This window comes from Bombella dulcis (genome assembly GCF_026385505.1).
Lineage (GTDB): Bacteria > Pseudomonadota > Alphaproteobacteria > Acetobacterales > Acetobacteraceae > Bombella > Bombella dulcis.
Genome location: NZ_JANIDV010000005.1, coordinates 25,392 through 38,920, shown reverse-complemented (window position 1 = coordinate 38,920; position 13,529 = coordinate 25,392). Strand labels below are relative to the sequence as shown.

General features: G+C 60.7%; 10 protein-coding genes. 5 read left to right on the top strand and 5 right to left on the bottom strand.

The window, feature by feature from the left end; translation table 11 throughout:
* Positions 1 to 12: 12 nt before the first annotated feature.
* The 3 genes from NQF87_RS07595 to infC all read left to right on the top strand — a co-directional run bounded on the left by NQF87_RS07595 (position 13) and on the right by infC (position 3,727).
* Positions 13 to 948, top strand: coding sequence for a glycosyltransferase family 9 protein (locus NQF87_RS07595; RefSeq protein ID WP_266127812.1), 936 nt, complete (start codon positions 13 to 15; stop codon positions 946 to 948).
* A 157-nt stretch (positions 949 to 1,105) separates the two neighbouring features.
* Positions 1,106 to 3,052, top strand: a complete 1,947-nt coding sequence (thrS, locus tag NQF87_RS07590) for a threonine--tRNA ligase (RefSeq protein ID WP_266127811.1) — start codon at positions 1,106 to 1,108, stop codon at positions 3,050 to 3,052.
* 114 nt (positions 3,053 to 3,166) lie between these two features.
* On the top strand, positions 3,167 to 3,727 hold the full coding sequence (infC, locus tag NQF87_RS07585) for a translation initiation factor IF-3 (protein ID WP_266127810.1): 561 nt from the start codon (positions 3,167 to 3,169) through the stop codon (positions 3,725 to 3,727).
* A 105-nt stretch (positions 3,728 to 3,832) separates the two neighbouring features.
* On the opposite strand, the gene metF is transcribed toward infC, so the two are convergent.
* Both metF and NQF87_RS07575 read right to left on the bottom strand, forming a co-directional pair.
* A complete protein-coding gene (gene metF / locus NQF87_RS07580) occupies positions 3,833 to 4,711 on the bottom strand; it encodes a methylenetetrahydrofolate reductase [NAD(P)H] (protein ID WP_266127809.1) in 879 nt (292 codons plus the stop codon).
* A gap of 26 nt (positions 4,712 to 4,737) precedes the next feature.
* A complete protein-coding gene (locus NQF87_RS07575; RefSeq protein WP_266127808.1) occupies positions 4,738 to 5,706 on the bottom strand; it encodes an ArsR/SmtB family transcription factor in 969 nt (322 codons plus the stop codon).
* A 276-nt stretch (positions 5,707 to 5,982) separates the two neighbouring features.
* On the opposite strand from NQF87_RS07575, the gene metE reads away from it, so the two are divergent.
* A complete protein-coding gene (gene metE, locus NQF87_RS07570) occupies positions 5,983 to 8,310 on the top strand; it encodes a 5-methyltetrahydropteroyltriglutamate--homocysteine S-methyltransferase (protein ID WP_266127807.1) in 2,328 nt (775 codons plus the stop codon).
* Between the two features lie 153 nt (positions 8,311 to 8,463).
* On the opposite strand, the gene NQF87_RS07565 is transcribed toward metE, so the two are convergent.
* Both NQF87_RS07565 and NQF87_RS07560 read right to left on the bottom strand, forming a co-directional pair.
* Complete coding sequence (locus NQF87_RS07565) at positions 8,464 to 9,000, bottom strand: MliC family protein (protein ID WP_266127806.1); 537 nt, start codon at positions 8,998 to 9,000, stop codon at positions 8,464 to 8,466.
* Positions 8,990 to 9,520 carry a hypothetical protein gene (locus tag NQF87_RS07560; protein ID WP_266127805.1) on the bottom strand — a complete coding sequence of 177 codons (531 nt, stop codon included), beginning with the start codon at positions 9,518 to 9,520 and terminating at the stop codon, positions 8,990 to 8,992. The genes NQF87_RS07565 and NQF87_RS07560 overlap by 11 nt, the downstream gene beginning before the upstream one ends.
* A 147-nt stretch (positions 9,521 to 9,667) precedes the next feature.
* Between NQF87_RS07560 and NQF87_RS07555 the strand changes: the two genes are divergently transcribed.
* Complete coding sequence (locus NQF87_RS07555; protein ID WP_266127804.1) at positions 9,668 to 12,406, top strand: M16 family metallopeptidase; 2,739 nt, start codon at positions 9,668 to 9,670, stop codon at positions 12,404 to 12,406.
* 82 nt (positions 12,407 to 12,488) lie between these two features.
* On the opposite strand, the gene NQF87_RS07550 is transcribed toward NQF87_RS07555, so the two are convergent.
* Positions 12,489 to 13,514 carry a CgeB family protein gene (locus NQF87_RS07550; protein ID WP_266127803.1) on the bottom strand — a complete coding sequence of 342 codons (1,026 nt, stop codon included), beginning with the start codon at positions 13,512 to 13,514 and terminating at the stop codon, positions 12,489 to 12,491.
* Between the last annotated feature and the right edge of the window lie 15 nt (positions 13,515 to 13,529).

Sequence of the window (13,529 nt, the reverse complement as noted above, 5' to 3'; positions counted from 1 at the left end):
CTCCGGAGCATCATGCCACGTAAGATACTGGTTATCCGTCATGGTGCTCTGGGGGACACCTGTCAGGCGTTCGGGGCCTTTGCCTCCATCCGCCATGCGTTTCCCCACGCCCACATCACTCTTCTGACGGCCAGCCCCTATCACGGTCTGGCATCGTGCTGCCCGTGGTTTGATGCCATCGCCACGGATGACCGCCCCCCCGTCACCGACCTGCGCCACTGGCTGAGAATCCGCCACCTCCTGCGGGAAATGGACATGGTGTTCGACCTCCAGAACTCCGGCCGGACAGCCCGCTATTTCCACCTTGCCCGCCCCGGTACGGCATGGTCGGGCCAGAACGGAAAAGCCAGCCTGCCCCATCGCAACCCGCAGGCCCGACAGATGCATACACTCATGCGACAGGTCGACCAGCTCCGGGCCGCAGGCATAACCCCACTCCCCCGCACTGTCCCGGACTTCCTGAAAGGGCTGGGACCACAGCTGCCCTCTCCTTATGTCATCCTTGTGCCCGGAGCGGCCCCGCATCGCCCAGCCAAACGCTGGCCTGCGTCCCATTTTGCGATACTGGCCCAGGCCATCAGTGCATGGGGCCACCAGCCCGTCATCATCGGCAGCGCAGCGGACCGCCCTCTGGCAGACATCATCTGCTCCCGGACCCCACAGGCTCTGGACCTGACAGGCCGGACAGACCTGCCCTCTCTGGCAGGCCTGCTCCACCGGGCGGCCCTCTGCATCGGCAATGATACCGGCCCGCTCCACATGGCCGCCATGATGGACTGCCCGACCCTGACCCTCTTCTCAACCGACAGTGACCCCAGACGCTGTGCCCCGCTCAGCATCACGCCCGGACGGAGCCAAATACTGGACGGCCCGGACCTGTCCACCCTTTCACCAGACCGTGTCATCCGGCTGGTCCGGGACTGGGGACTGCTTGCAGGACCTGCCTGAAAATGGCGGAAAACACCCCTCCAGTCCCCTGCCTGTAATTAAGGCTTGCAGAATGAAGCCATAAAAGGCCATTTTCGCTGCACCTGTTCCTGCCGTTTTCCCTGTTTTCACCAGAAACACGGCATCTTTTTCTGATCAATGACCAAGGAGTTCCTCCATGCCCGCCATTACCCTACCCGATGGAAGCATTCGCACCTTCGATAGGGCCGTGACCGGGACAGCCATCGCCGAGGCCATCGGGCCGGGCCTCGCCCGTGCCGCCATGGCCATGGAAGTGGATGGAAAAGCCGTGGACCTCGGCTTCACGGTCAGCAGGGACAGTGCCGTCCGCTTCATCACCCGCAAGGATGATGACGTGCTGGAAATGATCCGCCACGATGCCGCCCACGTCATGGCCGAGGCCGTGCAGGAACTCTGGCCGGGGACGCAGGTCACCATTGGCCCGAGCATCAAGGATGGCTTCTATTACGACTTCTTCCGGGACAAGCCCTTCACACCGGCGGATTTTGAAGCCATTGAAGCCAAGATGGCCGAGATCATCACACGGGGTGATGCCTTCACCCGTGAGGTCTGGGACCGTGACGAGGCCATCGCCTTCTTTGAGAAACGTGGCGAAAAGTTCAAGGCCGAACTGATCCGGGACCTGCCGAAGAGCGAGGACATCTCCATCTACCGTCAGGGTGAATGGCTGGACCTCTGCCGTGGGCCGCATCTCCGCAGCACGGCGGATGTGGGCAATGCCTTCAAGCTGATGCGTGTGGCCGGGGCCTACTGGCGTGGTGACCACCGCAACCCCATGCTGACCCGCATCTACGGCACGGCATGGCGCGACAGGAAAGAGCTGAAAGCCTACCTCCTGCGGCTGGAAGAAGCCGAGAAGCGGGACCATCGCCGCATTGGCCGGGACATGGACCTCTTCCATATTCAGGAAGAAGCCGTCGGGCAGATTTTCTGGCACCAGAAAGGCTGGCGTCTCTATACGGCCGTGCAGGACTACATGCGCCGTGCCCAGAACCGGAACGACTATCAGGAAGTCCGCACCCCGCAGCTCGTGGACCGGACCCTCTGGGAGGCCTCCGGCCACTGGGACAAGTATCGCGAACACATGTTCATCGCCACGGTGGAGGATGAGGACAAGACCCTCGCCCTCAAGCCCATGAACTGCCCCTGCCATGTGCAGATTTTCCGTCACGGCCTGCGCTCCTACCGTGAACTGCCGCTGCGTATGGCCGAATTCGGGGCCTGCCACCGGTATGAGCCGTCCGGCTCCCTGCATGGCATCATGCGGGTGCGTGGCTTCACGCAGGATGACGCCCACATCTTCTGTACGGATGATCAGATTGCTGAAGAGACGGCCCGTTTCGTCACCATGCTGGGCGAAGTCTACAAGGATTTCGGCTTCGAGAGCTTCCGTGTGAAATTCTCCGACCGCCCCGAAACCCGTGCAGGCTCTGACGAGGTCTGGGACCGGGCCGAAGGTGCCCTCAAACGGGCCTGCGAGATGGTCGGCGTGGAATATGAACTGAATCCCGGTGAAGGCGCCTTCTATGGCCCGAAACTGGAATTCGTCCTGACGGATGCCATCGGGCGTGACTGGCAGTGCGGCACGCTTCAGGTGGATTATGTCCTGCCGGAACGTCTGGATGCATCCTATATCGGGGAAGACAGTGCCCGTCACCGCCCCGTCATGCTGCACCGGGCCATTCTGGGCAGCTTCGAGCGGTTCCTTGGCATCCTGATCGAGCAGTATGCAGGCAAGTTCCCGCTCTGGCTGGCCCCGACCCAGGTCGTGGTGGCCAGCATCGTCACCGATGCCGCTGATTACGCCCTGGACGTCACCGAACGCCTGCGCAGGGCCGGTCTCCATGCCGAGGCGGACATCCGCAATGAGAAGATCAACGCCAAGGTGCGTGAACACAGTCTGGCCCGTGTGCCGGTCATGCTCGTGGTTGGCCGCCGTGAAGCTGAAGAAGGCACCGTGAGTGTCCGCCGTCTTGGTGAACAGAACCAGACCGTGACGGCCGCCGATGCGATCATCACCGCCCTGGCAGAGGAAGCCACACCGCCGGACATCCTGCGTGCCATGTCTCAGAAAACGGCCTGATCTGCACCCTTCCTGCCCCCCTTGCACCATACCGGTACGGGGGGTATGAATCTGAACAGGTAGTTTGAGTCCCGTTGCTCTTCCATCGTGACAGGGCCGTAGCATCAACAGGAGATGACCATAGCTAGACCGCCGTTTCATGCCGCCCCGAACCGCGATGGGCCGCGTGTCAATGAAGAGATCCGAGTGCCGCAGGTACGTGTTATCGACGCCGAAGGCGAAATGATCGGCATCATGTCGACGCGCGAGGCCCTGTCCCGTGCTTTCTCCGAGGGGCTGGACCTTCTGGAAATCAGCCCGACGGCGGAGCCTCCGGTTGCGAAGATCCTCGATTACGGCAAGTTCAAATACGAACAGCAGAAAAAGCGTAACGAAGCCCGCAAGAAACAGAAGGTCATTGAAATCAAGGAAGTGAAGGTCCGCCCCGGTACGGGCGAGCATGACTTCCAGACCAAGGCCAAGGCCGTGCGCTCCTTCCTGGAGGAAGGCGACAAGGTCAAGGTTTCCCTGCGCTTCAAGGGCCGTGAAGTTGCCCATCAGGACCTCGGTGCCAAGATGATGCACCGCATCCGTGAGTCCGTGGATGACATCGCCAAGGCTGAACAGATGCCCCGGCTTGAGAACCGTCAGATGATTATGATTCTGGCTCCCAGCAAGCAGCGGGACACCAAGTGATCTTCATGGCTGGCCTCTGACAAGTCGGCCACGGATTGCCCCATGAAAAAAGCCCCGCCCCTAGAAAACAGGGAGCGGGGCTTTTTTCATGCCGGTTCCTGCCTCTCAGGCAACATTCTCAACCAGTGCATGAGAACGCTGCCGCCCCAGAAGCGTACAGAGGGTCGATGTCGGCGCACTCTGGTTGAGCGTGTAGAAATGGAAATGCTCCACCCCTTCCGCACCAAGCCTCTGGCAGATGCGGTCCGTCACCACGGCACTCAGGCGGGACCGGATCGGGGCCAGATCGTCCACGCCCTCAAACAGGGCCTTCAGCTCATCCGGCACGGATGCCCCACACATTCTGGCAAAACGCCACGCCTGTGAGGCCCGGCCAATCGGCAGGATTCCCGGCACGATCGGCTTCGTGATCCCCGCCTTCACCGCCCGGTCCCGGAAACGCAGGAAACTCTCCGGGTCGAAAAAGAACTGCGTGATGGCCCGGTCGGCCCCGGCATCGAACTTCTCCTTCAGATGGTCAATGTCAGAGCTGGATGACACCGCCTCAGGATGAGTCTCAGGATAGGCCGCCACGGAAATTTCAAACGGGGCAATTTTCTTCAGCCCTGCCACAAGGTCCGCTGCATACCGGTACCCATCCGGATGCGGCACATAAGGAACGGGAGCCGCTCCCTTTGCAACAGGCGGGTCTCCCCGCAGGGCCACGATGTGCCTGACGCCAATCTCCCAGTAGGCTCTGGCCACGTCATCCACTTCCCCACGGGACGCATTCACGCAGGTGAGATGCCCTGCCAGTGGCGTGGACACCTTCCCTGACATCTGCCGCAGGGTCTCAAGAGTACGGTCCCGGGAAGAACCGCCAGCCCCATAGGTGACGGACATGAAGCGTGGCTCATAGGCGGTAAGCCTCCGGGCGACACGCAGCAGGGCGGCGGCCTTTTCATCCGTCTTCGCCGGGAAAAATTCAAATGAGACCTCAGGCATGATGCCAGTTCCTTTTACATACGGTTCTATGTAACCCTTGATTGCTGATCCGACGGCAAGCGGCCCATCCAGAGCTTTACCGTCAATTCTCCGTCGAGAGAGACAGGGGCATCCATGTCCAGCCCTGCCGCCTCGAACCATTGGCGCATACGTTCATCACTGAAGCCGAGATACATGTGAGCATCCCGCGTGCGGAGTTCCTCACGGTCATGCAGGGCGAAATCCACCACCAGCAGGCGCCCGCCGGGACTGAGAATCCGGGCCGACTCGGCAATGACGGCAGCCGGATGCTGCGCATAGCGCAACGCCTGGTGCAGGATGGTCAGATCCGCCGAACCGGCAGCCAGTGGCAGGGCATAGAAATTCCCCTGCCGCAGCTTGATCTCTTCCCCATCGGCCGTCCGGTTCTCTTCCAGCTTGACCCTGGCCAGCCTCAGCATGGAGGGGCTGCGGTCAAACCCGATGGCACTTTCGCACTGCAGGGCCAGAAGCTCGAGCATACGCCCGGTTCCTGTCCCGATATCCACAACACGACCGAGCGGCCCGTCGCCCACCAGTCTCATGATGGCCGACTCGACGGACTGTTCCGAAACATGCAGGGAACGAATCGCATCCCACTCCGCTGCATGGACCTCAAACCAATCCTCGGCCTCACCCATACGGACATTGCGCACGGCCTGGAGGCGTTGCCGGTCCGCCCGGCCCATCTCGTCATCATCCTCTTCATGATAACGCCGCCAATGGTCCAACGCTGCAAAGATGGGTTCCAGATCATTCTCATCCCCGAGGGCAAGAAAAACCCAGCTTCCTTCCTTGCGGCGTTCCACCAGTTCGGCCTCGGCCAGCACCTTTACATGCCGGGAGACCCGCGGCTGGCTCTGGCCCAGAACCTGAGCCAGTTCGCCAACTGACAACTCCATTTCACGCAACAGGCGCAAAATTCTCAAACGTGTCGGCTCTGCAAGAGCCTGAAAGATTATAAGAGCACGATCCATACAAACTATATATAATGACTTCATTATATATGCAATATCTGTTGACACATTTAAAAAGCCCTGCCACTTCTGGTTCCCGAAACGCACCCCGGCCCGCTTCTCCATCCTTCATGAGAGCGGGCAGGACGCATCTCCCGGCTGCCTCACCTGAGGCAGTCCTGATCTTTTTCGGTGGGGCACAGACTCCCGCCCGTTTGCCTTTCTCCCCCTGCGGGTTCCCCGCAGGGTGGTGGAAGGCAAATGGACCGGTCCCCGCCAAACGCCAGGAGGCATGTCATGACCGTACGCGTCGCAACATTGGGCTTTCCCCGTATCGGTGGCCGCCGTGAACTGAAGAAGGCTCTGGAAAGTTTCTGGGCCGGCAACAGCAGCGAGACCGAGCTGCTCCAGACGGCTGCCGGCCTCCGCAAGGAGAACTGGACCCGCCAGAAGGAACAGGGAGCGGACATCATCCCTTCCAACGACTTCTCCCTCTATGACCATGTGCTGGACACCAGTGCGCTGGTCGGAGCCGTGCCGGAAATTTATGGCCACAAGGGCGGCAAGGTGGACCTCACCACCTATTTCGCCATCGCCCGTGGCCGTCAGGTTACCGGTGGTGAGGTGGCCGAAGGTCACGCAGACTGTTCCTGCCATCACCATGCAGCCACCGATGTTCCCGCTGCGGAAATGACGAAGTGGTTCGACACGAACTATCACTACCTCGTGCCGGAATTCAGGGAAGGCCAGAGCTTCAGCCTCTCCTCCACCAAGATCATTGACGAATATAAGGAAGCCAAGGCTCAGGGCATCGAGACACGCCCTGTCCTGCTGGGGCCGGTGAGCTTCCTGCTGCTGGGCAAGGCACACGGCAAGGCCTTCAACAAGCTGGACCTGCTGCCTGCCCTGCTGTCCGTCTATACGGAGGTGCTGCGTGAGCTGCGTCAGGCGGGTGCCGAATGGGTCCAGATTGACGAGCCGACGCTGGTGCTGGACCTTGATGACGCTGCCCGCAAGGCCTTCGCCCTTGCCTATCAGAGCCTCACCAGTGCCGTTCCGGACATCAAGCTGCTGCTAACGACCTATTTCGGTGGTCTGGGTGACAATCTGGACACGGCCCTGTCCCTGCCGGTTCATGGTCTGCATGTTGATCTGGTCCGTGCCCCGCACCAGCTGGAAGAGGTTGTTGCCAAGGCACGCCCGGACCTGCTGCTCTCCCTCGGCGTGATCAATGGCCGGAACATCTGGAAAGCTGACCTTTCCAAGATTCTGAAGCACATCGCTCCGGTTGCCGCCAAGCGTGACATCATCGTGGCACCGTCCTGCTCCCTGCTGCACACCCCGATTGATCTGGAGCGTGAAACGCAGCTGGATGCCGAGGTGAAGAACTGGCTGGCCTTCGCCGTACAGAAGATTGCGGAACTCGCCACCATCGCCAAGGCCCTCAATGAAGGCCATGACAGCGTGAAGGCCATTCTGGATGCTTCCGATGCTGCTGCCGAAAGCCGCCGCACCTCCACACGCATCCATAATCAGGATGTGAAGAAACGTGCCGCCCAGAAGGATGCCAAGCTGACACAGCGTCAGTCCACCTTCCCTGTCCGCCAGAAGGCACAGGAAGAGGCCCTGAAGCTGCCACTCTTCCCTACCACCACCATCGGCTCCTTCCCGCAGACGAAGGAAGTGCGTCAGGCCCGTGCCCGCCACGCCAAGAAGGAACTCTCCACACAGGATTATGTGGCTTTCCTTCAGAAGGAAACGGAATCCGCCATCAAGTGGCAGGAAGAGGTCGGGCTGGACGTGCTCGTGCATGGTGAGTTCGAGCGTAACGACATGGTGCAGTATTTTGGTGAGAAGCTGTCAGGCTTCGTCTTCACCAAACATGCCTGGGTGCAGTCCTATGGCTCCCGCTATGTCCGTCCGCCCATCATCTTCGGTGATGTCTCCCGTCCGGCAGCCATGACGCTCGACTGGTGGCAGTATGCGCAGTCCTGCTCCAAAAAGCCGGTCAAGGGGATGCTGACAGGCCCGGTCACGATCCTGAACTGGTCCTTCGTCCGTGACGATCAGCCGCGTTCCGAAACCTGCCGTCAGATCGCCTTCGCCATCCGTGACGAAGTGCAGGACCTTGAGAAGGCTGGCTGCCCCGTCATCCAGATTGACGAAGCCGCCCTGCGTGAAGGTCTCCCCCTGCGCCGCAAGGACTGGCAGCACTATCTGGACTGGGCAGTGGAGAGCTTCCGTGTCACGGCCAGCGGCGTGCAGGACAGGACACAGATCCACACCCATATGTGCTACTCCGAGTTCAACGACATCATCCGGGCCATCGCCGACATGGATGCTGACGTGATCTCCATTGAGACGGCACGCTCCAAGATGGAACTGTTGGAAGCCTTCACCGACCACAAGTACCCCGCCGAGATCGGCCCGGGCGTGTATGACATTCATTCCCCCCGTGTCCCGTCCGTCGAAGAAATGGTCGAGCTGCTGCGTGCCGCTGAAAAGAAGGTGCCCCGCCGCCAGCTCTGGGTGAACCCTGATTGTGGCCTGAAGACCCGTAACTGGAAGGAAGTCCGCCCGGCCATCACCAACATGGTCAAAGCTGCCGAAATCCTGCGTGGCTGAAGGCTGAGAGATGGAACCCGGCTTCGTTACCTAGCACGATCCATCCAATGAAGCCGGGTTCCGGGGGGCGATTTAGAACAGTCTCCTCCACATGAAAAGGGCTCCCTCACCGGGGAGCCCTTTTCTGTATGCTCATCCAGTCATCCCGCTGGATCAGTGATCGGCTGGTTTCCCGACAGACGGAACAACGTGACAGGTAAAGGACACGCCTTCCTTGTCCTCCCGGGCAAAAGTGACCTGATCGCCCCTGGCCCACCAGCTGTAACGGTCCCCCACATATTTGGCCCCATCACCCGCCACGACATTGGCAAAGACCATCACCCTGCCATCCACGGGCAGAACAGCCAGAGCCATGATGTCCGCACTCAGATAGGTCACCGAAAAACAGTCCGCAGGCAGGGACATCCGCAGGGAACGGACATCATCACCAGCCTTCTTCTCATCAAGGCTGCATGTGTACTCGACATCCTGCCGCCCCACGACTTCATCAGCAGGAAGAGGAATGAGCAGATGATTATCCACCCTATGTGCTGGGCCAGACCCGCCATGAGATGCACCATGCACAGCCCGTCCTCCTGAAGAAGCAGACGCACCAGAACCGGCAACATCATCTGCCAGAACAGGGCCGCCCCAAAAGGCCACGCCCAGCAGCCCCCATGCGGCCATCGCCTTCACTCTGTCAGATACCATCTGTCACGGTCCCCCTCAGCTCGGCAAGACGTGTCCTGGTCCTGCGCTCTTCACCCGGCGGGCGGGGCTGGCAGGCCATGAAATACAGCCCCGTCACGAAAGCCAGCTGCGACAGCAGACCCAGACGGTTCCACAGCCACATGGATGGAGAGGCCGGGGAGACAAGAACGGATATCGTCTCATAAACAAGAAAGGCCAGACAGACCAGCCGCAGGCTCCGCATGAGCGGACGGAGAGGATTGAGCGTGTTGGGCCTCACCAGGGGACGGAACCGCTGGAACCCGATGAACAGGACGACACTGCATAACAGGATCAGGACGGACTGCACGCTTTCACTGAGGGACCCTCCATACAGGGCCAGCGGTGCCGCAATGCAGGCAAACTGGAGGATGACGGAACCAAGTTCAAAATTGATCCCTATGCTCCAGGCCGACATGCTCTCGGGCATACGGTCCGCCACAGGCTGGAACAGCCTGTCCAGAATGAAATCATCCAGTGCCTGAAGAACCCCCTCCTTCATCCTGTCTCCCTTTCTCTGGTATCATGCCCTGCCCAGCATGATCTGTTCTGGCTGCGACTATAACAGAACACGCCCCCTTGACGATATGTCACCGACACACCGAAAACAGACGACAACCTTCCCCTGCTGAAAGGATGCGTAGCCCTCATGGCTCTGCCCGCTTCACTGTTCCGCCCGGCCCTGCTTGCGGCCTCCCTTCTGACCACCAGCCTCACGGCCCTGCCTGCCCTGGCCGATACGGCAGCTCCCTCCCAGCCTGCTCCGGCAAAAGCCAGCACCATCTCCACCACGTCCGGTGATGAGGAAGGCGTCACCCGGGCCACGCTGACAAACGGCCTGCGTGTCATCATCGTCCAGAATCATCTGGCTCCGGTCGTGCAGACCATGATGAATTATGAGGTCGGGTCCGTTGACGCCCCCAGAGGCTTCCCCGGCACGGCCCATGCGCTGGAACATATGATGTTCAATGGTTCCAAGTCTCTCAGCCGGGACCAGCTGGCCACACTCAGCGCACGGCTTGGCAATAATGACAATGCCGACACGACGGCGGACGTCACGCAATATTACTTCACCGCCCCCGCCAGTGATCTGGACATCCTTCTGCGCATTGAAGCAGGCCGGATGGAGGGCCTGACGCTGAGCAAGGATGAGTGGGCCCATGAGCGGGGTGCCATCGAGCAGGAAGTCTCCCGTGATCTGTCCAGCCCGATCTATCGTTACCTCTCACAGGTAAGGGGCCTGCTTTACAAGGGCACACCGTACGAGGCCGATGCTCTGGGCAGCCGTCCCTCCTTCGATTCCACAACGGTTGATCAGCTGCGGCAGTTCTATGAGAGCTGGTACGCCCCCAATAACGCCGTTCTGGTCATTACCGGGGATGTGGACCCGACCGAAACCCTGAAGAAGGTTGAAGCCACCTTTGGTGCCCTGCCTACTCGCACCCTGCCGGACCGCCCACAGGTCACACCAAAGCCCGTCCCCCATCAGACCCTGTCCCTGCCGACGGACCTTCCGGCCGGACTGGTCACGCTGGCCTGGCAGATGCCCGGACAGCGTGACCCCCGCTATGCTGCGGCAACCCTTCTGGCAGACGTGCTGGCCAGCCAGCGGGCCGACCTGTTCGCCCTCGTGCCACAGGGCAAGGCCCTCGAAACCGGCTTCATGTACGACCCGGAAGCACAGGGGGGCATTGCCACGGCCTATGCCGTCTTCCCGCAGGGGGGAGACCCTGACCCTGTCCGGGTAAAAATGGCCTCCATTCTGGAAAATTACCGCTCCTCCGGCCTGCCCGCAGACCTCATCGAAGCCGCCCGGAAGCGTGAAATCGCTGCGCTGGAATTCAACGCCAACAGCATCAGCGGGCAGGCCGAAAGCTGGTCACAGGCTGTGGCCATCCAGCACCTGCGCAACCCCCGTGACATGATCCGGGCCTTCCAGACCGTCACCAAGGCGGACATTGACGCCCTGGCCCAGGAATGGCTGGACCCCAGCCATGCCATCAGTGCCACGCTGACACCCAGCAACTCCGGCAAGCCTCTGGCCGACAAAGGGTTCGGCGGGGCTGAATCCTTTGCCAATCCCCCCAAAGATCACGTCACCCTGCCGGACTGGGCTGAGAAGGCCCTCGCCCGCCTCACCCTACCCCCGGCCTCGCCGCAGCCATACGCCACCACGCTGCCCAACGGCCTCCGGCTGATCGTCCAGCCTGAACATGTGAGCCATACGATCGAGCTGTACGGCACCATCCGCCAGAATCCGGCACTGGAACAGCCTCCGGGCAAGGAAGGCGTGGCCGCCCTGACAGACCGTCTCTTCCTCTATGGCAGCACGCAGCATGACCGGCTGGCCCTGGCCCGTGCCCTTGATGACATTTCCGCCGAGGAAGAAGCCGGGAGCAGTTTCAGCCTCAGCACGTTGACGGAATCTTTCGGCCAGGGCCTGTCCCTGCTGGCCGAACATGAACTCCACCCCGCCTTCCCGGCCCAGGCCTTCCTCATCACACGGGAGCAGGAGGCCAGCAGCCAGCAGGGTACACTGAAATCCCCGGCCTATCATTTCAGCCGGGCCATCAGGAAAGCCCTGGTACCCGTCAAGGACCCCACCCTGCGTGAAGCCACGCCGGACAGCATACGGGCACTCAAGCTCAGTGACGTGAATGCCTATTATCAGCTGGCCTACCGGCCTGACCTGACCACCATCATCATCATCGGGGACATCACCCCTGAAGATGCCGTCCAGAAGATCACGGCAGCTTTCGGAGGGTGGCAGGCCAGAGGCACGGCTCCGGAGGTTGACCTCCCGCCCGTTCCACTCAGCCGTGCCAGCAGGACGGTCGTTGCTGATCCTGGCCGGTCTCAGGACAAGGTGACCCTGACCGAGACACTGGGGCTGACCGTCACCAATCAGGACCGGCACGCTCTGGCCGTAGGGAATACCATTCTGGGCGATGGCTTCTCATCCCTGCTGATGCAGGACCTCCGTGTCCGTACAGGCTATGTCTATGGTGTCGGCAGCAGCCTGAACTACGGGCGCACCCGCAGCAGCTTCTCCATCACCTTCGGGGCAGACCCGGCCAAGGTCTCCGCCGCCCAGGCCCTCGCCATGAAGGACCTGAACAGGCTGCGCACGAAACCCGTCTCTGACGACATGCTGGACCTGGCCAAGGCCAGCCTGCTCCGCAGCTTCCCGATGAACCGGGCCAGCTTCGACTCCCTCGCCGGTCTCTGGCTCTCCCTGATTGATCTGGACCTGCCGCTGGACAGCCCGGACAAGGCCGCCAGAGCCGTTTATGAGATGAAGGCCACGGACGTACAGCAGGCCTTCGCCCGGTGGATCCGCCCGGCGGACATGGCCCGCATCATCATGGGGCCGGCTCCCGCCAGATAAGTCTTTTCCATCCCACCCATACAGAAAGGGCACCCTCATCGGGTGCCCTTTTTCATTCCCTGCCTGACAATGACACTGCGTATCAGAGCAGGTTTTCATCCATCAGATAATCCACGGCCTGAAGAATGCGGTTGCCGTACAGATGCTCCTTCATGGTGCGTTCCTGCGCCTTTTTGACCATCTCGAAACGCTTTTTGTCATCGTGGAGATAGAGCCTCACGATCCGCTCGAAATCATCCCGGTTTGAAAAAACCGGAATCTCATCCGCATCGTAGTAACGGCGCAGTTCATAGGTTTCTTCATGAAATACCTGGAAGGCCCCGGCGGCGGCGGCCTCGAACGTGCGTGGCCCCGGCGTGGAAGGCGAGATCATGAAGCGTTTGTTCTCGAAATGCAGGGAACGCCCCAGATTCAGCACAAGGCGGGACCGGCTATAAAGATCAATGAGCTGCTGCTTCTCGATCCGGGCATCGGAGAAACCAACCCCCATCTCGCCCCAGCCCGGCCCGATGATACGGATGTTGAGCTGCTGGAGGACAGGCATGAGATTGCCGATGACCTCCTTGCGGGAACTGAACGCCACGCCACAGAAGAGAACGTCAATGGTCTTTTCCACCTGCCGGTCGATCGGCACATAATGCAATTTCGGGCACGCCCCCAGCGGCAGATGGAACACCCGGTCACGCTGGTAGAAATGATGGCCCCAGTGATCGCAGGAAAAGATCACATCAAAATCATTGCTGATCTGATAATGAGCATCCTGCTCGTAAGGGTCTTCCGTAGCCCAGAAGGTCGTCACGGCTCCCACCGTCCTGGCTGCCCGTGAAACCTCACCAAAATAGGTACTTTCCGGCAGATAGGACCCCATAGCAAAGACCAGTGTCGGCTTCAGGATGGCAATGGCCGCGGCAGCGGCCGTCACGTGAACGGAAATCACGTTCCCCTTGCCAAAGCAGTCCTCCAGCCCGTCCATGATGGTGGCGCGCACCTGAGCGTTGGCATGGCTCTCATAACGGCCACCGCTGCAGAGCAGAACCTTATGCTCCTTTTTCACCTTGGTCTCTTTCTGACTGCCCGTCCCGGCGGCCTGCTTCTTATCTGCGCTCATCTGTCACTCATCCCC

Coding starts and splice junctions, on each gene's coding strand:
- metE (WP_266127807.1), top strand. CDS start 5,983: ATGACCGTACGCGTCGCAACATTGGGCTTTCCCCGTATCGGTGGCCGC.
- NQF87_RS07595 (WP_266127812.1), top strand. CDS start 13: ATGCCACGTAAGATACTGGTTATCCGTCATGGTGCTCTGGGGGACACC.
- thrS (WP_266127811.1), top strand. CDS start 1,106: ATGCCCGCCATTACCCTACCCGATGGAAGCATTCGCACCTTCGATAGG.
- NQF87_RS07550 (WP_266127803.1), bottom strand. CDS start 13,514: ATGAGCGCAGATAAGAAGCAGGCCGCCGGGACGGGCAGTCAGAAAGAG.
- NQF87_RS07555 (WP_266127804.1), top strand. CDS start 9,668: ATGGCTCTGCCCGCTTCACTGTTCCGCCCGGCCCTGCTTGCGGCCTCC.
- NQF87_RS07560 (WP_266127805.1), bottom strand. CDS start 9,520: ATGAAGGAGGGGGTTCTTCAGGCACTGGATGATTTCATTCTGGACAGG.
- metF (WP_266127809.1), bottom strand. CDS start 4,711: ATGCCTGAGGTCTCATTTGAATTTTTCCCGGCGAAGACGGATGAAAAG.
- infC (WP_266127810.1), top strand. CDS start 3,167: ATGACCATAGCTAGACCGCCGTTTCATGCCGCCCCGAACCGCGATGGG.
- NQF87_RS07575 (WP_266127808.1), bottom strand. CDS start 5,706: ATGGATCGTGCTCTTATAATCTTTCAGGCTCTTGCAGAGCCGACACGT.
- NQF87_RS07565 (WP_266127806.1), bottom strand. CDS start 9,000: ATGGTATCTGACAGAGTGAAGGCGATGGCCGCATGGGGGCTGCTGGGC.